This window comes from Saccharopolyspora sp. NPDC000995 (genome assembly GCF_053599315.1).
This window is the reverse complement of sequence record NZ_JBSFLZ010000016.1, coordinates 1-19,770: the sequence shown is the minus strand read 5'-3', so window position 1 is coordinate 19,770 and position 19,770 is coordinate 1. Positions and strand designations below refer to the sequence as shown.

Below are 19,770 nucleotides of genomic sequence, written 5' to 3'. Positions count from 1 at the left end.
CAATTGGAAATCGAAGGTCTGATTTCCATTGAAATTGCGGACCGGGAGACGGGTCAGGCCCAGAGTTGGCCTTCGAGGCGTTGGGCCGCTTCGTCGATGGTGCCGCTGTAGGCACCCGTCGACAGGTACTTCCAACCCGCGTCCGCCACGATGAACGCGATGTCGGCCGACTCACGGTCCGCCGCCGCCTTCTCCGCGATGTTCAGCGCCGCGTGCAGCACACCGCCGGTGGAGATGCCAGCGAAGATGCCTTCGCTCTCCAGCAGCTGGCGGGTCCGGCGCAACGCATCGTAGGAGCCGACGGAGAACCGGCGGGTCAGCACGTCGGGGTCGTAAAGCTCCGGCACGAACCCCTCGTCGAGGTTGCGCAGGCCGTAGACCAGCTCGCCATAGCGCGGTTCGGCCGCCACCACCTGCACGTCCGGCTTCTGCTGGCGCAGATAGCGGCCCACCCCGACCAGGGTGCCGGTGGTGCCCAGCCCGGCCACGAAGTGCGTGACGGTCGGCAGGTCCCGCAGGATCTCCGGGCCGGTCGTGCGGAAGTGCGCGTCGGCGTTGGCCGGGTTGCCGTACTGGTAGAGCATCACCCAATCCGGGTTCTGCTGGGCCAGTTCCTTGGCCACCACGACCGCCTGGTTGGACCCGCCGGCCGCGGGTGAGGAGATGATCCGCGCCCCGTAGGCCTGCAGCAGCTGCCGGCGCTCCTCCGAGGTGTTCTCCGGCATCACGCAGACCAGGCCGTAGCCCTTGAGCTTGGCGGCCATGGCCAGCGAGATCCCGGTGTTGCCGGAGGTCGGCTCCAGGATCGTGCAGCCGTGGGTGAGCCGGCCTTCCTTCTCGGCCGCCTCGATCATGGCCAGCGCAGCCCGGTCCTTGATCGAACCGGTCGGGTTGCGGTCCTCCAGCTTGGCCCACAGCCGGACGTCCGGTGCCGGTGACAGGTGCGGCAACCCCACCAGCGGGGTGTCACCGAGCGCGTCCAGCAACGAGTCGTAACGAGCCACGGTGCGCCTCCTCCTTGCCCTCTACCTGCAGAGGATGTCTCGCTCTACCTGCAGAGGATGTCTTCTGCTTTCAAGCGGCGCAGCCGCTTGGCCTGCCCACCTCGCGATCGGCACCGCCGCGCGTTCCCAGACGTCTCCTTGCGAGGGCAGACCCAGCGCCGCGTATTCGCATGCACGAGTCGGGGGTCCCGGAATCGAGAAGGAGTCTGGGTTCGGCTTCCGGACCCTCTTCGCGAAGCGGGTCCGAGGAAGGCGCTTAGCGCATGCCGCCGGCGACGGCGGGCAGGATGGTGACGCTGTCGCCGTCGGCGACCTTGGCTTCCAGACCGCCGGCGAAGCGGACGTCCTCGTCGTTGACGTAGACGTTGACGAAGCGGTGCAGGTTGCCTTCCTTGACCAGGCGGTCCTTCAGGCCGTTGAAGTTGCTGTCGAGGTCGTTGATCACCTCGGCCACGGTGTTGCCCGAGGCCTCGACGGACTTCTGGCCGCCGGTGTGGGTGCGCAGGATGGTCGGGATCGAAACGTTGACTGCCATGGGGAATCTCCTGTCCACGAAGGACTTTCGTTGGGAACGGGACGCGAACACGGGTGGGCGAGCCGCGGCTCAGTCGAGGTCTGGAACCTCGTCGACACCGGTGTGGGCGAACATGTACGACTCCACGACCTCCACCGGCTCTTCGGTCACCTCGCCGTCGAGGATCCGGTAGGAACGCAGCTCATGGGTCTTCGGGTCCCGGGTGGACACGAGCACGTAGTGCGCGTTGGGCTCCGAGGCGTAGGAGACGTCGGTGCGCGATGGGTAGGCCTCGGTCGAGGTGTGCGAGTGGTAGATGACCACCGGCTCCTCGCCGCCTGCGTCCATCTCGCGCCACACCTTCAGCTGTTCACCGGAGTCGAACCGGTAGAAGGTGGGCGAGCGCTCGGCGTTGATCATCTCGATCAGGCGCGTTGGGCGGTCCGACCCTTCCGGGCCGGCAATCACGCCGCACGCCTCGTCCGGGTGGTCCCGTCGGGCATGCGCGACCATCGCATCGACCAGGTCGCGTCGGATCACCAGCACAGCAACCATCCTAGTAGGTGAAGCACCGGCCTCCCACGATGTGGAAAATCCTTGCACCGGTGCGGCTTCGTCGGGCGAAACGCAGGTACACGATGATTCATTCCCGCGCCGAGGGGTAGAGCCGCGTGTAGGAAGTCACCTCATCGACCGGTTCCGCGGCCAGCACTCCGCGCACGATCGCCCGCGCCACGACGTCCGCGGCGACCGCGCACACCGCGTCCAGCCGCGCCGCCCAGTCATGCTCCCCCGGCGCGGGCAGGGCAGCTCCGGTGCCGGTGGCCAGCGCGAACATCGTGTCGCCGTCGACCAGCAGGTGCGCGGGCCGGACCGCGCGGGCCAGCCCGTCCTGCGCGGCGACCGCCAACCGCCGGCACTCGGCCTTGGACAGCTCCAGGTCGGTGGCGACCACGCCGATCGTGGTGTTGAGCGGCCGGTCGATCGGGCCGTGCCGGCCCGGGCGCTTGCCCAACAGCTGTCGAGCCGCCTCGACCTCGGCGGGATCGGGCGCGCGGAGCCCGGCCGTCGGGATCCACGGCAGCCCGGTGTCCGGGTCGATCGCTGACCCCGCGGCGTTGACCGCCACCAGGGCGCCGACGGTGGTGCCGTCGTCAAGCACTGCGCTGGCGGTGCCGATGCCGCCCTTGACGGTCCCGACCACGGCGCCGGTGCCCGCGCCGATGTTTCCCTCCCGGGTCTCGGTGCGGCTCGCGTTCTCACAAGCCCGGTGGCCGAAGCCGGGGTCGGGCCGGTTGCCCCAGTCGCCCATCGGAACGTCGAAGATCACCGCTGCCGGCACCACCGGGACCACGTGCTTCGGGTCGGGACCGACCCGCACGCCGTGCCCCTGATCGCCGAGCCAGCGCATCACCCCGTCGGCCGCAGCGAGGCCGTAGGCGCTGCCGCCGGTGAGGACGATGCCGTGCACCTTCTGCACCAGGTGGCTCGGTTCGAGCACGTCCGTTTCCCTGGTTCCCGGGCCGCCGCCGCGGACGTCCACCGCCGCCGTCGCCCCCTCCGGCACCAGGACCACGCTGGTGCCAGTCGCCCAATGCGCGTCGAGCCGCTGCTCGTGCCCGACCCGCACACCGTCGACGTCGACGATCGCATCGAGCGCTCCTGACCGGGTCATCCGGCAGGTTCCTTTCTTCCGGGTCGTGAGTGCCTCGGGCCGCTGCGGTGGTTCAAAGCACTCACAAGCCACGCACCAACCGCACATCCTGATCGCCCTGGCATCACGTTAACCAGACGTAAAGGAATCGCCGCGGTTCTTGTTGTCGCCCCGCCGCCTCCGCACTGTGAGTCCGTTCACTACGAGGAGGATGGATGTCAACTGAGGTGCACAGCCGCGACGATGCGGCTCGCTCCGGTGGCGAGCGCAGGGTGGTCGCCAACGTCATTCGCGGCTCGATCGGCAACTTGATCGAGTGGTACGACTGGTACGCCTACACCGCGTTCAGCGTTTACTTCGCGGCGGCGTTCTTCCCGAAGGGCGACCTGACCGCCCAGCTGCTCAACACCGCCGGCGTGTTCGCCATCGGCTTCCTGATGCGCCCCCTCGGCGGCTGGCTACTCGGCCGCTACGCGGACCGCTTCGGCCGCCGCGCCGCGCTGACCTTCTCGGTGACGCTGATGGCCTGCGGCTCGCTGGTGATCGCGCTGACGCCGAGCTACAGCACGATCGGTCTCGGCGCCCCGCTGCTGCTGGTGTTCGCCCGGCTGGTGCAAGGCCTCTCGGTCGGCGGCGAGTACTCGACGTCGGCGACTTACCTGTCCGAGGTCGCCACCGCGGGCAAGCGCGGCTTCTACTCCAGCTTCCAGTACGTGACGCTGGTCGCCGGGCAGCTCACGGCGCTGGGCGTGCAGATCGTGCTGCTCCTGGTGCTCAGCAACGAGCAGATGGAGTCGTGGGGCTGGCGGATCGCGTTCGTGATCGGCGCGATCGGCGCGTTGATCGTGATGTGGCTGCGCCGCGGCATGGACGAGACCGAGAGCTACAAGAAGACCTCGGAGGGCAACCAGTCGCGCGGCACCGTGAAGGCGCTGCTGCAGCACCCCAAGGAGTGCCTGCTCGTCGTCGGCCTGACCCTCGGCGGCACCGTCGCCTTCTACACCTACACCACGTACCTGCAGAAATACATGGTGGCGACCTCGGGCATCGACAAGGGAGCGGTCGCCTGGATCAACTTCCTGGCGCTGCTGGTGTTCCTGTGCCTGCAACCGCTGGCGGGCGCCTTGTCCGACCGCATCGGACGCCGCTGGCTGCTGCTGGCCTTCGGGGTCTGCGGCACCGTTTTGACCGTGCCGATCATGACGCTGCTCGGCTCGACGCAGAACCCGGTGGCGGCGTTCGCGCTGATGCTGGGCGGCCTGGTGATCGTCACCGGCTACACCTCGATCAACGCGATCGTGAAGGCCGAGCTGTTCCCGACCAACATCCGCGCGCTCGGCGTCGGCTTGCCGTACGCGCTGACGGTGGCGATCTTCGGCGGCACCTCGGAATACGTGGCGCTTTGGCTCAAGCAGGCGGGCATGGAGCAGGTGTACTTCTGGTACGTCTCGGGCTGCGTGCTGATCTCGCTTCTGGTGTACCTGCGGATGCGCGAGACCTCGAAGGACTCCCACCTCGACCGGTGACCCGACGCGTGGCCGTACTCTGAGCGGGGCTCTCGGAGGTGGCCGGTGCGCGTGCTTCTCGTCGAGGACGACGACGGTGTGGCCAACGCGCTCGTCGAAGTCCTCGCCGCGCACGGCCACCGGCCCACCTGGGTGTCCCGGGGTGCCGACGCGCTGACCCGTCACCGGGAGCACGACTTGGTGCTGCTCGACCTCGGCCTGCCGGACGCCGACGGCCTCGACGTGCTCCGGAAGCTCCGCCGGATCGGGCCGATCCCGGTGGTGGTTCTGACCGCCCGCGGCGAGGAGCGCATGATCGTGCGCGGCCTGCGCTCCGGCGCGGACGACTACCTGGTCAAGCCGGTGCGGATGGCGGAGCTGCTGGCCCGGATCGAGGCGGTGGCCCGGCGCGGTCGCCTGCCGGGCGCGGTCGCCGACGAGGTCGAGGTCGGCGACGTGCACGTCAATCTGCGGACCCGCCGGGTGCGGGTCGACGGCGGCGATGTGGAGCTGACGCCGAAGGAGTTCGACGTGCTCGCGGTGCTGGCGGGCGAGGCCGGCAACGCGGTCAGCAGGCAGCGCCTGATGGATGAGATCTGGGGTGACGCCTACCTGGCGGTCTCCCGATCCCTGGACGTGCACATCGCGCAGCTGCGCGCCAAACTCGGCCGCCCCGAACTGCTGGTGACGATCCGCGGATTCGGCTACCGGTTCGGGAACTGAATCCGCTGCTCGCGGGGCGTGAGACCGTTGGGCAGCCATGGATGGCGACCCAACTCACTCACGGCCCCGGGCCAGCGGAAACCGCCGCTCGGTCCAGTCAGCTCGGAAAGTACGGTTGAGCAGGTGGAATCTCCTGGACGGCGTGGCGGCTGATGCGCAAACGACTGTTGTTGGTGCTGCTCTCATTCTCTGTCCTCGCCGTCGCCGGGTTCGCCGCACCGCTGTTGCGCGCCACCGCGGCGGAACGGACGCAGCAGCTGGTGCTGGCTCGCACCGCCGACCTGGACCGGTTCGCCGCGCTCGCCGACCACGCCTTCAGCAGCGGCGACACCACCCAGCTGATCGCTGAGGTCGGCCGCTACACCGAGCTATATGGCGAGCCGCTCGTGGTGGTCGACGCGAACCGCGCGCCAGTGGTGGAAACCGGCGGGATGCGCGCCGCCGAAGTGGCCGAGTCGATCGACAAAGCGCTGCGCAACGAGCTGGCGGGGCCGGTGCCGTGGCTCCAGCCGTGGTCCGGGGGAGAGCTGGTGCGGTACCGGCCGGTCGGCGACGGCATGGGTGTGACCGGTGCGATCGTCCTGCGCGCCTCGGTGCAGCACGCGACGCGGGACATCGCTGGGCGGTGGGCGCTGATCGCGGCGGGCGCGCTGAGCGCGCTGGCGGTGTGCGGGCTGCTGGCGCTGGTGCTGGCCCGGTGGATCCTGCGGCCATTGGCGGAGCTGCGGGGCGGGGTACGGGCGGTGGGCGCCGGTTCGCGCCGCTCGCGGGTGCCGGAGGACGCCGGCCCGCCGGAGCTGCGGGAATTGGCGGTGTCGTTCAACCGGATGTCGGAGGCGGTCGCGGACGCCGAGGAGCAGCAGCGGCGGCTCGTCGCGGACGCGTCCCACCAGCTGCGCAACCCGATGGCCGCGCTGCGCCTGCGCGTCGACGCGCTGGAACGACGGATCACGCCGGAAGGTGCGCGGAACTACCGGTCGACGCTGGAGGAGGTGGACCGCTTGGAGTCGCTGTTGGACCGGCTGCTGGACCTGGCCACCGCCGATCGCCAACCCGCGGAGTCCCCAGCGGAGCCCTGCGAGGTGGACGTCGTGGTGGCCGACCGGATCGAGGCGTGGCGATCCGCGGCCGAGGCGGCCGGGATCCGGTTCGCAGAAGCCCGGCTGGACCCAGCCGAGGCGGACCTCCCGGCGGACGACCTTGCGCAAGTCCTCGACATCCTGCTGGACAACGCCATCAAGTACGCCGGACAGGGGGCGTCTGTGTCGGTGACCTGCGAAGCCGGCCCCGGCAGCTGCACGCTCACCGTCAGCGACACCGGCCCGGGGCTGTCCAGCAAGGAGATATCCCTCGCCGCGCAGCGCTTCTGGCGCGCCGGGCGGCATCGCGGTAGTCGCGGTTGCGGCCTCGGGCTGGCGATCGCCGACAGCCTGATGACAGCTCGCGGTGGCTCGCTGCAAATCGAGCCCGCCCAGCCGCACGGCATGTCGGTTCGGCTGGAACTGCCGTCTCGGGAGGACGCGTGATGCGCCGCCGAACCCTGCTCGCGCTCGCCTGCACCGGGCTGCTCAGCGCCTGCACCGGGCAGACGCCCGAGCGAACGCTCCGCATCGCCGCCGGCGAGCCCGGCGGGTTCTACACCGCCTTCGCCAGGCAGCTGGCCGCCGAGGTGTCGGCAACCGTGCCGGGCCTGCGGATGGCGGTGTCAAGCAGCCAGGGCAGCGTCGCGAACGTCGAATTGCTGCGCGACGGGCAGGCCGATCTCGGCATGGTGCTCGCCCACACCGCCGCAGCGGCGCAGAACGGCGACCTCGGCCCGCGGATTCCGCTACGCGCCATAGGCCGGGTTTACGAGAACTACACGCAACTGGTCGTGCTGGCCGACAGCCCCGTGCACAGCATCGATGAGCTGGCAGGACGCAGGGTTTCGATCGGCGCCCCGAAGTCCGGTACCGCGATGCTCGGGGCCCACCTGCTCGCGAAGCACCGCGGGGTGCACAGCGAAGCGCTGCCGCTTGAAGACGCGATCGCGGCGTTGGAGCGCCGACGGATCGACGCGCTGTTGTGGTCCGGTGGACTGCCGACGCCGGTGCTCAAGACGCTCGACGACCGGGTCGGCATACGCTTGCTACCGCTGGACACGACGGCGGCCGGCTGCGGTCCGATGTGCGACCCGGTCGTGGTCCCGCCCCGCGCTTACTGGCACACCGGTGGAGTCCCCACGGTGGGGGTGCCCAACATCCTGGCCTGCACCCCGGAACTTCCCGTGGACCTGGCCGAAGCGGTCGTCCGGATCCTGGTGCTCCGCGCGCCGTTTTTGGTCCCGCAGGAGACGGTGGGCACCCAGTTCCTGGACGTACGCAACCTGATCGGCACCGGCGCGGTACCGCTGCACCCCGGCGCCGAACGCGCCTACCGCGACCTCCACGGCTGAAACCGCAGGGACAACCTCCAGGCAGGTCGATGCCCGCGAGTACTTCCAACAACCGTCACAACATCTGACCAGCCGAAACAACGGCCCGGTAGTTGCTTTGCCTTTTGTCTTGAAGCGGCGCAGCCGCTTAGCACTGGCTAAGCCGCCCCTCGCGGGGGTGGCTCGCCTACCAAACCGTGCACCTTGCGCCGGTTCTCAACAGTGCCGTGCGGTGCCTTGTGGGGACACCTCGCACCACGAGCCTTTCTCGCGAGGACAGCAGCCCCGCCACGACGGGTCGCAGGTGTGCCGGGGATCCCGGAGCTTAGAAGGCCTCTAAAGGTTCGTCACCCCGACCGATACGCAGAACGAGCGAAACAGACCGTCAGGACCCTGCTGGCACATCGGATGAACGCCAGCGAACGGACCGCTCGTGTCGTCTACCGAAGCGAACAGGCCGTCCACCGCACACCGGTTGGTGACCCTCGCGGAATTAGCCAGCAGGGTCCGTCAGGCAGTCAAAGCGCCGACGAGGCTGTCCTGGACCCAGGTGAGCCACTGGTACACGCCCAGGTGCTCGCGGCGCATGTCGTCGTCGGGCAGGTCGTCCGGCATGTCCTCCGCCACGTCCAGCGCCGTGCCCAGCGCCAACCGCACGTCATTGAGCGCCTTCAGCCAGCCGTCGGCCTGCTCGCCGGTCAGCTTGATCCGGCCGCCCTGCGGCGGGCAGGTCTCCAGCACCAGCGCGGCCACCCCGGATTTGGCCTCCAGCAGGCCCGGCTCGTGCAGCGACCGCATCGCCCCGGCCGCGTCCGACTCTTCCTCGTCGGTCTCACCGGTGATCGGGTCGCGCCGGTAGAAGTCCGGCAGCAGCCGCGCCAGCACGCGGTCCTCGGGCGGCGTCGTCGGCCCGGTGCGGATACCGGTCAGCTCTGTCAGCTCGTCCTTGGGCGCCTCGTCGGACCGGGCGGCGAGCATGTCCTTGATCTGCCCCACCAGACCCCGGATGACCGCGGCTTCCTGCTGCGACAGCTCGGCCTGCACGTGACCGTTCTTGCGGATCCAGCCTTCCACTCAGGAATCCTTCTGCATCGTGGCCCACAGGCCGGCGGCGTGCAGCTTCGTCACGTCGCCCTCGACCTTCTCCTTGGAGCCCGAGGACACCACCGCCTTGCCCTTGTGGTGCACGTCCAGCATCAACTTCGTCGCGTGATCCCGGGTGTAGCCGAAGATCTTCTGGAGCACGTAGGTCACGTAGGACATCAGGTTGACCGGGTCGTTCCACACCACGGTCACCCACGGCTTGTCCTCGGTACCGAGTGCGTCCGGTTCGAGTTGCGCGCGCTCGATTTCAGCGGGCGAGGTCATGCCTCCATCGTCGCACGCTGCCGTCACAGCCGTGTCGACCGCACAGGCAAACCCGGCACACGCACTGGATTTGCGCTACTTCCGCCACATGGCGCCCGTGCGTCCGGCGAGCGGCGTCCGACCACGCGCGACTCCGGTGACCCCGAATCCGGTGTTCCGCCAGGTGACCACCCAAGCGCACCCCGGCCCCCACTATTTAGTCTCAGCGGCATGAGCTCCCCGACGGGCAGCACCGCGCTGCTGACGGACCAGTACGAGCTGACGATGCTCGCCAGTGCGCTGCGGGACGGCACCGCGCTGCGCCCGTGCACCTTCGAGGTGTTCACCCGGCGCCTGCCGGACGGCCGACGCTACGGGGTAACCGGCGGCACCGGCCGGATGCTGGACGCGATCGAGAACTTCCGGTTCGGCGAGCCGGAACTCGAACAACTCGCCGCCACCCGCGTCGTGGACGACGCGACCCTGGAGTGGCTGCGCGGCTACCAGTTCCAGGGGCAGATCGACGGCTACCCCGAAGGCGAGCTGTTCTTCCCCGGCTCGCCGCTGCTGACCGTGCGCGGCACGTTCGCCGAAGCCGTGGTGCTGGAGACGCTAATCCTGTCGATCCTCAACCACGACAGCGCGATCGCGGCCGCGGCGGCGCGGATGGTGTCGGCGGCCAATGGTCGCCGGATGATCGAGATGGGCTCGCGGCGCACCCACGAGGAGTCGGCCGTGGCGGCGGCGCGGATCGCCTACCTCGCCGGCTTCACCGCCACTTCGAACCTGGAGGCGGGACGCCGCTACGGCATTCCGACCGCGGGCACCGTGGCGCACGCGTTCACCTTGCTGCATGACTCCGAGCGCACCGCATTCGAATCCCAGATCGCCTCGCTCGGCACCGACACGACGCTGCTGGTCGACACCTACGACATCACCCGCGGCATCGAGCTGGCGGTGGAGGTCGCCGGGACCGGCCTCGGCGCGGTCCGGATCGACTCCGGCGACGTCGGCGTGCTCGCCCGGCAGGCCCGCGACCAGCTCGACCGGCTCGGCGCGACAGGTACCCGGATCGTCGTCTCCGGCGACCTCGACGAGTACGCCATCGCCTCGCTGCGCGCCGAACCGGTCGACGGCTACGGGGTGGGCACCGCGCTGGTCACCGGCTCCGGCGCGCCGACCGCCGAGATGGTCTACAAACTGGTTGAGGTCGAGGGCCGCCCGGTCGCGAAGCGGAGCTCGCACAAGACGTCGCGCGGCGGCCGCAAGGCGGCGGTGCGGCGGCACAAGGAAACCGGCACCGCGGTGGAGGAGGTCATCTTCCAGATCGCACCGGGCGCCGCCGAGCCGGTGCTCGGGCCGCACGACCGCTTCCTGCAGATCCCGCTGATCCGCGACGGGAAGCGGGTCGACGACGTGCCAACGCTGGGGGACGACCGGCAGCGGCTGCGGCATGCGCTGGTGACCTTGCCGTGGGAGGGGCTCAAGCTCTCGCACGGCGAACCGGCCATTCCGACGGTCTTCCACGAGGCCTGAGCCCGGCGCTTCCCGTGGGGCCGGGTGGCGATTCACAATTGCGGTGACGGCGGCGAGGGGGTGTGATGACCAAGGCTTTGATCATCGTGGACGTGCAGAACGACTTCTGCGAGGGCGGATCGCTCGCCGTGGTCGGCGGCGCGGGGGTAGCGACGGAGATTTCGCGGTACCTCGCGGGGTTCGACCACGACCACGTGGTGGCAACCCGCGACTACCACATCGATCCCGGTGCCCACTTCAGCGACGAGCCGGACTTCGTTCGCTCCTGGCCACGGCACTGCGTGGCGGGCACCCCCGGCGCGGCGTTCCACCCCGAGCTGGACGTGGGCCCGGTGGAGGCGGTGTTCTCGAAGGGCCAGTACAGCGACGGCTACTCCGGATTCGAAGGCATCGACTTCCGGGACCGGCCGCTGCGCGACTGGCTCGCCGACCACGGCGTCCGCCGGGTCGACGTCGTGGGCATCGCCACCGACCACTGCGTCCGCGCCACGGCGCTCGACGCGGTCCGATCCGGCCTGGAGACCACGGTGCTGCTGGAGCTGACGGCAGGTGTGTCCCGCGAAACGGTCGACGCGGCGCTGTCGGAGCTGGACTCCGAGGGCGTGAACCTCATCGGCGAACCGGTGGTCCGGTAGCCGTATCTCCGCTGGCCAGGACCCACAGCGCCATCGGGGAGACCGAGCGAGGGCATCGCCGCGGACCTGGCCGAGCACGAGCAGCGCTACCTCGGCGTGCAGGGGGAGCGGCGGAGTTGACCGGCCGTCGAGTTCCTCGAGGACGAGGTGGGTCGGGTGGTGCAGGCCCTGCGGCGAAACCCGGGGGGTGTTCGAAAAAGCTCGCGCGACGCTCCGACCTCCGCGGGAACGCCTCGCCACGATGCTGCAGCGCTTCCCGGACCACGACTGCCCTCCGCGTCCGGTTCTAGCGGCGCGTGCAGCGGCGCGCGGTTCGCCGGGGCATTGGGGCTCGTAGACAGGGGTGCGCGGTAGTTTCTTCTCGTGCCCACCTCTGTCCCGCGATGGTCCGACCCGGTTGCATTCGAGCCCGACGAAGACGACGAGCTGCCACCGGAGATCGCCGCCGACCTCGCCAAGGTGGGCAAGCGGGACGTGCCGGAACTCGCGCTGACCGCCAAGCCCAAGCCGGACATCCCGGACCTCACAACCCTGATGGAGATCGCGATCGGGGCGGTCGGCGGCGTGCCTCGTGAGGGCCAGGCCCAGATGGCCCAAGCCGTCGAGAACTCCATCGGCTCCGGCGAACACCTGGCCGTGCAGGCCGGGACCGGCACCGGAAAATCGCTGGCGTACCTGGTACCGGCGATCCGGCACGCCGTCGCCGAAGGCACCACCGTGGTCGTCTCAACGGCGACCATCGCCCTGCAGCGCCAGCTCGTCGACCGGGATCTCCCCCGGCTGTCCGCCGCGCTCGCCGACGCGATCGGGCGACGGCCGACGTTCGCGATCCTCAAGGGCCGCCGCAACTACCTTTGCCTGAATCGCGTGCACGGCAACGCTCCCGAAGAGCCCGACGACGGTGCGTTGTTCGACGCCTTCGCCGCGTCCGCGCTGGAGCGGCAGGTCAAGCGGGTCCAGGAGTGGGCCACCGAAACCGAGACCGGCGACCGCGACGAGCTCGTGCCCGGCGTCACCGACCAGGCCTGGCGGCAGATGTCGGTCACCGCCAAGGAATGCCTCGGCGTGCACCGCTGCCCGGTGGGCGTCGACTGCTTCGCCGAACGCGCCAGGGCCGAGGCCGGGCGCGCGGACATCGTCGTGACGAACCATGCGCTGCTGGCCATCGACGCCCTGGACGACCGGCCAGTGCTTCCCGAGCATGATGTCGTCCTGGTCGACGAGGCGCACGACCTGGTGGACCGGGTGACCTCGGCGGCCACCAGCGAGCTGACGGCGGGCGCGGTGCGGACCGCCGCCCGGCGCTGCGGGCGGGCCATCGACGAGGAGGTCGCCGACCGGCTCAACGAGGCCGCCGAGGGGCTCGACCTGGTGCTGCAGTCGGCGAATCCCGGTCGGCTGGAAGAACTCCCGCAGGACCTGGGCGGCGCCCTGACTGTGACCCGCGACGCCGCGTGGGCCTGCATCAACGCCCTCGGCCCGGAACGCAAGGAAGACGCCGAGGGCAGCACGGCGCGCAAGCTCGCGCACGCGGTCACCGAAGAGGTCCACGACACCGCGGTCCGGCTGCTGGAGGCCTTCGACGACGAGAAGCAGTTCGACGTCGTGTGGGTGTCCGCCGAGCCGAATCGCCCACCGACCGTACGGGTCGCGCCGCTGGGGGTCGGTGCGCTGCTGCGGGAACGGCTCTTCGGAGCGCGCACCACGGTCCTGACGTCGGCGACGCTCGCGCTCGGCGGCTCGTTCGACACGCTGGCCCAGCAGTGGGGCCTGCCGCCGCAACAGCAGTCTCGCCCTGTCTCCGGGATGGCAACCGCGAAGGAGGCGCCCTCCGACACCAGCGGTCCCAAGTGGACCGGGCTGGACGTGGGTTCTCCGTTCGAACACCAGCGCAGCGGCATCCTCTACATCGCCAAGCACCTGCCGGCGCCGGGCCGCGACGGGCTGCCACCGCAGTACCTGGAGGAGCTGACCGAGCTGGTGCAGGCAGCCGGCGGGCGCACGCTCGGACTGTTCTCGTCGATGCGCGCGGCCAAGCAGGCGTCGGAGGAGCTGCGCGAACGACTCGGCACGCCGGTGCTGTGCCAGGGGGAGGACTCGACCGCGCTCTTGGTCCGTAGGTTCGCCGAAGACCCGGAGACCTCGCTGTTCGGCACCCTGTCGCTGTGGCAGGGCGTGGACGTGCCCGGCGACTCGCTGCAGCTGGTAGTGATGGACCGGATCCCGTTCCCGCGCCCTGACGATCCGCTCGCCTCGGCCCGGCAGAAAGCGGTGTCCGAACGCGGCGGGAACGGGTTTATCACGGTTGCGGGCACGCACGCCGCCCTGCTGCTGGCGCAGGGCGCTGGCCGGCTGCTGCGCGCACCGAACGATCGCGGCGTGATCGCGGTGCTGGACCCGAGGCTGGCCACCGCCCGCTACGGCGGTTTTCTGCGCGCCTCGCTGCCGCCGTTCTGGACCACCCACGACCCGGAGGTCGTCCGCGGGGCCCTGCGGCGGCTATCGTCCGCGGCCGCAGAGGCCTAGCGGTGGCGCCGTGATCTCGTTCGAAGACTTCCTACGCCGCCTGCCGAAGGCGGAGCTGCACTGCCACCTGGTGGGCGCCATCCCAGCCGAAACGACCTGGGAGATCGCCGTCCGTAACGGAGTCTGCCCGCGTCCGGCCCGGAGTCACTCCGCGACTTCGGCCAGTTCCACGAGTTCATCGAGCGGTACATGCAGGTCACGGAGGCCATGCGGCCCCAAGGCCTGGACGTGGACGGCGCGTTCGACATCTGCCTCGCGGCGGTCGACTCGCAGTGGCTCGCCGACACCTATCGCCCCAACCGAGCTCCGCCGCTCCTTCTAACAGCGGATCGCCGACCCCGCACCCAGCTCTGACGACCGGTTTCCGCTGCTCGCGTGGTCGCGAGTGCTTCGGCGGTGCAGTGGAGGCCGTTTTGGGGAGGTGCTGGGTGAAGCGAACGGAGCATCCGCTCACCTCACCTACCTAGGCGAACAGGCCGTTGGCTGCACACCGGTTTGCAAGGCAGAACCAGACAACGGCCTCCGCAGCACGAACTGCGCTCACGGGCTCCCACTGAAACGCCGGGCGCCTGGGCAGCCGGGATCGAGGTGGCTGGTTTGTAGGCGATCGACAACTCGGCGCTGGGCTTTCTGTTTCGGCGGGGTTGGCGGGTAGGTTGAGCTCGCCGCGCCGAACGGGTCGCGCCGAGGCCGCCCGATTCGACGAGAACCGCTGGTCGGGGAGGATTTCCGGCAGGCCGGAAGCGGTATCGTCGGGCGCGGCACGGTTCACCCGTCCGGCAATGCCACCGCCCGACCACGTTGTCGATCTACCGCTAGGGAGACGCTGTGTCCGCACCACGCCAAGCTGCGCCCGCCGCGAACCTGGCCAGGACTGTGGTCTTCGCCGCATTCATCGCCGTACTCGGGATTTTTCCCGGTTTCTACCTCGGCGGCGCGGCGGTGCCGGTCGTGCTGCAGAACGCCGGACCGTTGCTGGCCGGCAGCATCCTGGGCGCCCGCAGAGGCGGTGCGGCCACGCTCCTGTTCCTCGTCCTGGTCGCGATCGGCCTCCCCCTGCTGTCCGGAGGCCGCGGCGGCATTGCGCCGTTCATCGGGCCCAGCGGTGGATTCCTGGTCGGCTGGGTGGTGGCGGCTGTCGTCGTAGGTCTGATCGTGCAACGCAGCCTGCCCAAGCCGGGGCTGTTCGTGCTGCTCGCGGCCAACGCCGCCGGTGTCGCCGTGGACTACCTGATCGGCATCCCGTACTGGGGCCTGGTCATCGGCGACCTGCGCGCTGCCGCGCTGCAGTCGCTGGTGTTCCTCCCCGGCGACGCCGTGAAGCTCGTCGCCGTCTCGCTCGTCGCCGTCGCGGTGCACCGCGCCGTCCCGGCAACCCTGACCGGCTCGGCGCGCCGCGCCACCGCCGAGGGCTGAGCGTGCTGCCGATCCTCGGCCGCTCCCCCGCTTCGCGGCTCGCGCACGCCGCAACCGCGCTGGACCCCCGGGAGCTGCTCGCGCGGGCCACCCGCGCTGCGCAGCTCCTACCGCCCGGCTCCCGGGTCGCCTTCGACGGCGGCAACGCGCTAACGCGCTTGATCCACTTCTTGGGCGCGGACCTCGCGGGCTGCGCGACCCTGCTCCTCGAACCCGCCTGGACCGACGGCGACCGCGCGGCGGTCCTCGCCGACGCCCGCCCAGACCTGGTGCTGAGCTTGGACGAGTGGTCCGGACACGCCGCCGGCGAAGGCGAACGGACCGTTCGCGCCACCTCCCGGCGCGAACAGGCCGTTCACCCCACAACCGAAAGCGAACGGACCGTTCGCGCCGCATGCTCAATGCCCGCCGGCAGCGAGCTCACGCACTTCTACCTGCCCACCACCTCCGGGAGCAGCGGCTCTCCGAAGGTGCTGATCCGGTCGCGGCGGTCGTGGCTTCGCAGCTTCGCCGCGCTCGACCTGCCGCTGGCCGCTCGGGATCGCGTTTTGATCCCTGGGCCGCTGAGTTCGTCGTTGTTCCTCTTCGGTGCGCTGCACGCGCTGCATTCGGGTGCCGAGGTGGAGCTGTTGGACAAGTGGTCCGCAGCCGACGCCGCCGACGCTTCGCGGCGGGCCACCGCCGTCCACCTCGTGCCGGCGATGCTTTCGGCACTTCTGTCTACTTTGGATCGCGATCCGGCCTTGCGGGCCGAATGTGGTTTGCGCACAGTGGTTTGCGGCGGAGCGAAGGTCGACGAAGAGTTGGAGGGACGGCTCGCCGAGGTCCTTCCCGGGTGCGAACTCGTCGAGTACTACGGGTCGGCGGAGCATTCGCTGATCGCCGTCCGGCGGGGTGGCCCGCTGCGGCCTGTGGTCGACGTGGAAGTGCGCGATCCCGTTGATGGCGTCGGGGAACTGTGGGTGCGTTCCGAGCTGGTCTTCGACGGCTACCTCCGCGGCGGCGAGATCGTGCCAGCGGCGACGGAGGACGGCTGGTCGACGGTCTGCGACCGCGCGGCCCTGCACTGCGACGGTTCGCTGGAGGTTCTCGGTCGCGCCGGGTCGGCGATCAACACCGGTGCCCGGATCGTCGGCGCGGAAGAGGTCGAGTCGGTGCTGCGCGGCGCTGAAGGCGTGCTTGACGTGCTGGTTTGCGCAACCCCGCATCCGAGGTTCGGCGAGCTAGTCACGGCGGTCGTCGAGATCGACCCGCTTGTCCCGCCGTCCCTGCGCGAGCTGCGGGCGAGGGTCCGAGGGGAGCTGGACCCGGCGAAGCGCCCCCGGCGCTGGCTGGCAGTGCGGGAGCTGCCCCGAACGGCGTCCGGCAAACCAGCGCGCGCCGTGATCGTGGAGCGCCTGCGCGCTGGAACGCTTCGCACGGAGGCGTTGTGAACCGAACTCCTGTCGTGATCGCGGCGCGTCGCACTCCGATCGGCGAGGCTGGTGGGCTGCTGCGCCATGTGCCCGTCGACCGGCTCGCCGCACCCGTGTTGCGTGCTGTTCTCGACGATGCCGGTGTGGACACAGTGGACGATGTGCTGCTCGGCAACGTCCTCGGCCCCGGTGGGAATCCGGCTCGGGTGGCGGCGTTGCGCGCCGGGTTGGGCGACGCCACACCGGGTATGACGATCGATCGGCAGTGCGCGAGCGGGCTGACCGCGATCACCACCGCTGCGGCGATGATCCGCGGCGGAGCCGGGGACTGGTTCATCGCCGGCGGCGTCGAGAGCCCGTCGACCGCGCCGTGGCGGGCATGGCGACCACGCTCGGCGACCGAACCGCCCCGCTTCTACAGCCGTGCGCCGTTCGCACCGGCCGAGATCGGCGACCCGGACATGGGCCCGGCGGCGGACGTCGTGGCGGCCGAAGCCGGGATTTCGCGGCGCCGCCAAGATGTTTTCGCCGCCCGCAGCCACGAACGCGCCATCGCCGCGCAACGAGCAGGGCGCTTCGGCGCTGAGCTGGTGCAGATCGGGAGCGCCGCAGCGGATGAGCGGCCCCGCGAGGGTTTCACGGCCGAACGGCTGGCCCGGTTCCGGCCCGCGTTCACCCCGGGTGGGACCGCGACCGCGGCGAACTCGTGCGGGATCAACGACGCGGCCGCCGCCGTGCTGATCACCACCGAACAACAGCGCCGCCGACTCGGCGTTCCGGGGCTGCGGCTGCTGGACTGGGTCACCTCGGGAGTTGATCCGAACCGCCTCGGCCTGGGTGCGGTGCCCGCCATGCAGGAGCTGCTCAAACGGCACACCCCGGAAGTCGTCGAGTTCAACGAGGCCTTCGCCGGGCAGACACTTGCCTGCCTGGACGCCGCGGGCATCGACGAGCACCTGGTCAGCCCCGACGGCGGCGCGATCGCGCTCGGCCACCCTTGGGGCGCCTCCGGCGCGGTGCTCGTGGTGCGGTTGTTCAGCCGGATGGTGCGGGCGGACGGGCCGCGCATCGGCCTGGCGGCGCTGTCCTCGGGCGGCGGGCTGGGCGTGGCCACGATGTGGGAGCGAGTGGGTTGATCGAGTTCGAGGAAGTCGGGCACAGCTACGACGAACGCACCGTGCTGGACGGGGTGGACCTACGGCTGGCCGAGCGGCGCGTCGCGTTCGTAGGGGCGAACGGCTCGGGCAAGTCCACCCTGGCCCGGATGATCAACGGCCTGGTGCGCCCCAGCCGAGGCCGGGTGCTGGTCGACGGGGTGGATCCGGTGCGCGACGGCCGGGCGGTGCGACGACGCGTGGGGTTCATCTTCACCAACCCGGACAGCCAGATCGTGATGCCCACCGCGGGCGAAGACGTCGCGTTCTCGCTGCGCAGGCAGGGCCTTTCCAAGGCGGAGCGGCAGCGTCGGGCCGCGGAGGTGCTGGCGCGGCACGGGCTGGAGGGCTACGCCGACCACCCGGCGCACCAGCTTTCGGGTGGGCAGAAGCAACTGCTGGCGCTGTGCTCGATGCTGGTGCTGGAGCCGGACGTGCTGGTCTGCGACGAGCCGACGACGCTGCTCGACCTGCGCAACAAGCGGCACTTCGTCGACGTCCTCGACGGGCTGCGGCAGCAGGTCGTGCTGGTCACCCACGACCTGGACCTGCTGGACGCCTTCGACCGGGTGGTGGTGCTCGACGCGGGCAAGGTCGTCGCCGACGATGAACCGGCCGCGGCCATCCCGTACTACCGGGAGCTGATCAAGTGAGCCCGCTCGGCCTGTACGAACCCGGCAGCAGTCTCCTGCACCGGCTCGGGGCCGGCTGGAAGTTCTTGGCCCTGCTTGCGTTCGCCGTGGCGACGTTCGTGCTGCACTCGCCGCTCGCGCTGGCCGGGTGTGTGTTCGGCGTCGCGGTCACGTACCTGGTCGGCCGGGTACCACTGCGCCGCTGCTGGCAAGCGATGCGGTTGCTGATCCCGCTGCTGGTGGTGGTTTTCCTGCTGCAGTGGTGGATGCTCGGCCTCGACAGCGCCGCGGTGGTGTGCCTGCGGCTGCTCGGCGCGCTCGCCGCCGCGAACCTCTTCACCCTGACAACCAGGGTCGACGACCTGGTCACCGCCGTGGAGCGCGGGTTGGGCCCGCTGCGGCGCTTCGGCGTCCGGCCGGAACGGATCGGGCTGCTGGTGGGCCTGACGCTCCAAGCGGTGGCGGCGCTCTCGACGATGGCGACGCAGGTGCGCGAAGCGCAACGAGCCCGAAACGCGGAGCGCTCCTTTTCTGCCTTCGCGGTGCCGTTTCTGGTCCGCACCCTGCGCCACTCCGACGAACTCGGCGAAGCCCTCGCGGCCCGCGGCGTCGGCGACGACTGACTTCGTCCGGCTACCCGTTTTGTCAGCTGCCGGGACTTTAGGCCCTGGTGTCGACCCCGCCGCAGTGGCCCAATCAGGAGTTACCGGGGAAACCCGGCGACCGGCCCGAGGATGCAGTGGCCTTGACGACCAATCAGGCCGCCAGAGACCTAGCAATCGAAAGATTGCAAAACATTCTCGGGCTCGGCCTATGTTTGGGCGGCCGCCGCGTGCGCCCATATCGGCGCGATGGTGGCACTTGAGCTGCTCGAAGGCGTCTGGCTGGCGGCCTCCCACATCGAAGGTCATTACGATCAGGAAAGCGGGATCCGCATCGAGGGCGGCCATATCAAGCGACCGCAAGGTCCTGGCCTGGGCATCGTGCCCGATGAAAGCCTTTCCGGCACCCCAGTGGCTTCCTTCTGAAGAAACCCGAGCCGTATCAGCTATCGCCGCGGCCTCAACGGCACGTTCAAGGCCGAGTTGATCGAACACAAGGTCCCTGGCGCCGCTACCACGGGAAGTCCGTCCGGATGGCAGCTGAGATCGGTTCGAGGTCGGCGACGAGACGGTCAAGCTCGCTGGGGCCCAGGGCGTTGTACGGCGCCTCCGCGAGCCGGTCGGTCAACGCCTCGACTCGTTCCTTCGTGGCCCGGCCGGCGGCGGTTAGCCAGCCGTCGGTCCCGACAAGACC

At 70.1% G+C, this 19,770-nt stretch carries 21 protein-coding genes; 14 read left to right on the top strand and 7 right to left on the bottom strand.

Features of this window, described 5'->3' with window-relative positions; translation table 11 throughout:
* Positions 1-53: 53 nt before the first annotated feature.
* The 4 genes from ACWDKQ_RS08405 to ACWDKQ_RS08390 form a co-directional block, all read right to left on the bottom strand.
* Complete coding sequence (locus ACWDKQ_RS08405; RefSeq protein ID WP_450138094.1) at positions 54-1,004, bottom strand: PLP-dependent cysteine synthase family protein; 951 nt, start codon at positions 1,002-1,004, stop codon at positions 54-56.
* Between the two features lie 256 nt (positions 1,005-1,260).
* The gene (locus ACWDKQ_RS08400) at positions 1,261-1,539 is read right to left on the bottom strand and encodes a MoaD/ThiS family protein (RefSeq protein ID WP_450138093.1); all 279 of its coding nucleotides are present in this window, start codon (positions 1,537-1,539) and stop codon (positions 1,261-1,263) included.
* Between the two features lie 69 nt (positions 1,540-1,608).
* Positions 1,609-2,064, bottom strand: a complete 456-nt coding sequence (locus ACWDKQ_RS08395) for a Mov34/MPN/PAD-1 family protein (RefSeq protein WP_450138092.1) — start codon at positions 2,062-2,064, stop codon at positions 1,609-1,611.
* A 97-nt stretch (positions 2,065-2,161) separates the two neighbouring features.
* Positions 2,162-3,193: a P1 family peptidase gene (locus ACWDKQ_RS08390; RefSeq protein ID WP_450138091.1), complete on the bottom strand. Its 1,032-nt coding sequence runs from the start codon at positions 3,191-3,193 to the stop codon at positions 2,162-2,164.
* Between the two features lie 194 nt (positions 3,194-3,387).
* Between ACWDKQ_RS08390 and ACWDKQ_RS08385 the strand changes: the two genes are divergently transcribed.
* The 4 genes from ACWDKQ_RS08385 to ACWDKQ_RS08370 all read left to right on the top strand — a co-directional run bounded on the left by ACWDKQ_RS08385 (position 3,388) and on the right by ACWDKQ_RS08370 (position 7,834).
* The gene (locus ACWDKQ_RS08385) at positions 3,388-4,698 is read left to right on the top strand and encodes an MFS transporter (protein WP_450138090.1); all 1,311 of its coding nucleotides are present in this window, start codon (positions 3,388-3,390) and stop codon (positions 4,696-4,698) included.
* Between the two features lie 45 nt (positions 4,699-4,743).
* Positions 4,744-5,400: a response regulator transcription factor gene (locus ACWDKQ_RS08380; RefSeq protein WP_450138089.1), complete on the top strand. Its 657-nt coding sequence runs from the start codon at positions 4,744-4,746 to the stop codon at positions 5,398-5,400.
* A 152-nt stretch (positions 5,401-5,552) separates the two neighbouring features.
* The gene (locus ACWDKQ_RS08375; RefSeq protein WP_450138088.1) at positions 5,553-6,926 is read left to right on the top strand and encodes an ATP-binding protein; all 1,374 of its coding nucleotides are present in this window, start codon (positions 5,553-5,555) and stop codon (positions 6,924-6,926) included.
* Positions 6,926-7,834, top strand: a complete 909-nt coding sequence (locus ACWDKQ_RS08370) for a TAXI family TRAP transporter solute-binding subunit (protein WP_450138087.1) — start codon at positions 6,926-6,928, stop codon at positions 7,832-7,834. The genes ACWDKQ_RS08375 and ACWDKQ_RS08370 overlap by 1 nt, the downstream gene beginning before the upstream one ends.
* Before the next feature lie 489 nt (positions 7,835-8,323).
* Here ACWDKQ_RS08370 and ACWDKQ_RS08365 read toward each other — a convergent pair whose 3' ends face one another.
* On the bottom strand, positions 8,324-8,887 hold the full coding sequence (locus tag ACWDKQ_RS08365; RefSeq protein WP_450138086.1) for a DUF2017 domain-containing protein: 564 nt from the start codon (positions 8,885-8,887) through the stop codon (positions 8,324-8,326).
* Positions 8,888-9,181 (bottom strand): ATP-dependent Clp protease adapter ClpS, encoded by a 294-nt coding sequence (clpS, locus tag ACWDKQ_RS08360; protein ID WP_450138085.1) that lies wholly within the window; start codon positions 9,179-9,181, stop codon positions 8,888-8,890.
* 210 nt (positions 9,182-9,391) lie between these two features.
* Between clpS and ACWDKQ_RS08355 the strand changes: the two genes are divergently transcribed.
* The 10 genes from ACWDKQ_RS08355 (at position 9,392) to ACWDKQ_RS08310 (ending at position 19,502) form a co-directional block, all read left to right on the top strand.
* A complete protein-coding gene (locus tag ACWDKQ_RS08355) occupies positions 9,392-10,696 on the top strand; it encodes a nicotinate phosphoribosyltransferase (protein WP_450138084.1) in 1,305 nt (434 codons plus the stop codon).
* A 65-nt stretch (positions 10,697-10,761) separates the two neighbouring features.
* Positions 10,762-11,331: a nicotinamidase gene (locus tag ACWDKQ_RS08350; RefSeq protein ID WP_450138083.1), complete on the top strand. Its 570-nt coding sequence runs from the start codon at positions 10,762-10,764 to the stop codon at positions 11,329-11,331.
* A gap of 363 nt (positions 11,332-11,694) precedes the next feature.
* On the top strand, positions 11,695-13,857 hold the full coding sequence (locus ACWDKQ_RS08345) for an ATP-dependent DNA helicase (protein WP_450138082.1): 2,163 nt from the start codon (positions 11,695-11,697) through the stop codon (positions 13,855-13,857).
* Between the two features lie 189 nt (positions 13,858-14,046).
* Positions 14,047-14,211: a hypothetical protein gene (locus tag ACWDKQ_RS08340; protein WP_450138081.1), complete on the top strand. Its 165-nt coding sequence runs from the start codon at positions 14,047-14,049 to the stop codon at positions 14,209-14,211.
* A gap of 474 nt (positions 14,212-14,685) precedes the next feature.
* Positions 14,686-15,273, top strand: coding sequence for a biotin transporter BioY (locus tag ACWDKQ_RS08335; protein WP_450138080.1), 588 nt, complete (start codon positions 14,686-14,688; stop codon positions 15,271-15,273).
* A gap of 2 nt (positions 15,274-15,275) precedes the next feature.
* Positions 15,276-16,706, top strand: a complete 1,431-nt coding sequence (locus ACWDKQ_RS08330; protein ID WP_450138079.1) for an AMP-binding protein — start codon at positions 15,276-15,278, stop codon at positions 16,704-16,706.
* The gene (locus ACWDKQ_RS08325) at positions 16,703-17,824 is read left to right on the top strand and encodes a thiolase family protein (RefSeq protein WP_450138078.1); all 1,122 of its coding nucleotides are present in this window, start codon (positions 16,703-16,705) and stop codon (positions 17,822-17,824) included. The genes ACWDKQ_RS08330 and ACWDKQ_RS08325 overlap by 4 nt, the downstream gene beginning before the upstream one ends.
* A complete protein-coding gene (locus tag ACWDKQ_RS08320; RefSeq protein ID WP_450138077.1) occupies positions 17,821-18,495 on the top strand; it encodes an energy-coupling factor ABC transporter ATP-binding protein in 675 nt (224 codons plus the stop codon). Before ACWDKQ_RS08325 ends, ACWDKQ_RS08320 begins: the two co-directional genes overlap by 4 nt.
* Positions 18,492-19,097 carry an energy-coupling factor transporter transmembrane component T family protein gene (locus tag ACWDKQ_RS08315; RefSeq protein ID WP_450138076.1) on the top strand — a complete coding sequence of 202 codons (606 nt, stop codon included), beginning with the start codon at positions 18,492-18,494 and terminating at the stop codon, positions 19,095-19,097. The genes ACWDKQ_RS08320 and ACWDKQ_RS08315 overlap by 4 nt, the downstream gene beginning before the upstream one ends.
* Before the next feature lie 231 nt (positions 19,098-19,328).
* Positions 19,329-19,502, top strand: coding sequence for a hypothetical protein (locus ACWDKQ_RS08310; RefSeq protein WP_450138075.1), 174 nt, complete (start codon positions 19,329-19,331; stop codon positions 19,500-19,502).
* A gap of 85 nt (positions 19,503-19,587) precedes the next feature.
* Here ACWDKQ_RS08310 and ACWDKQ_RS08305 read toward each other — a convergent pair.
* Positions 19,588-19,770 (bottom strand): helix-turn-helix domain-containing protein (locus ACWDKQ_RS08305; RefSeq protein ID WP_450138074.1); only part of this gene is annotated, 183 nt, incomplete at its 5' end.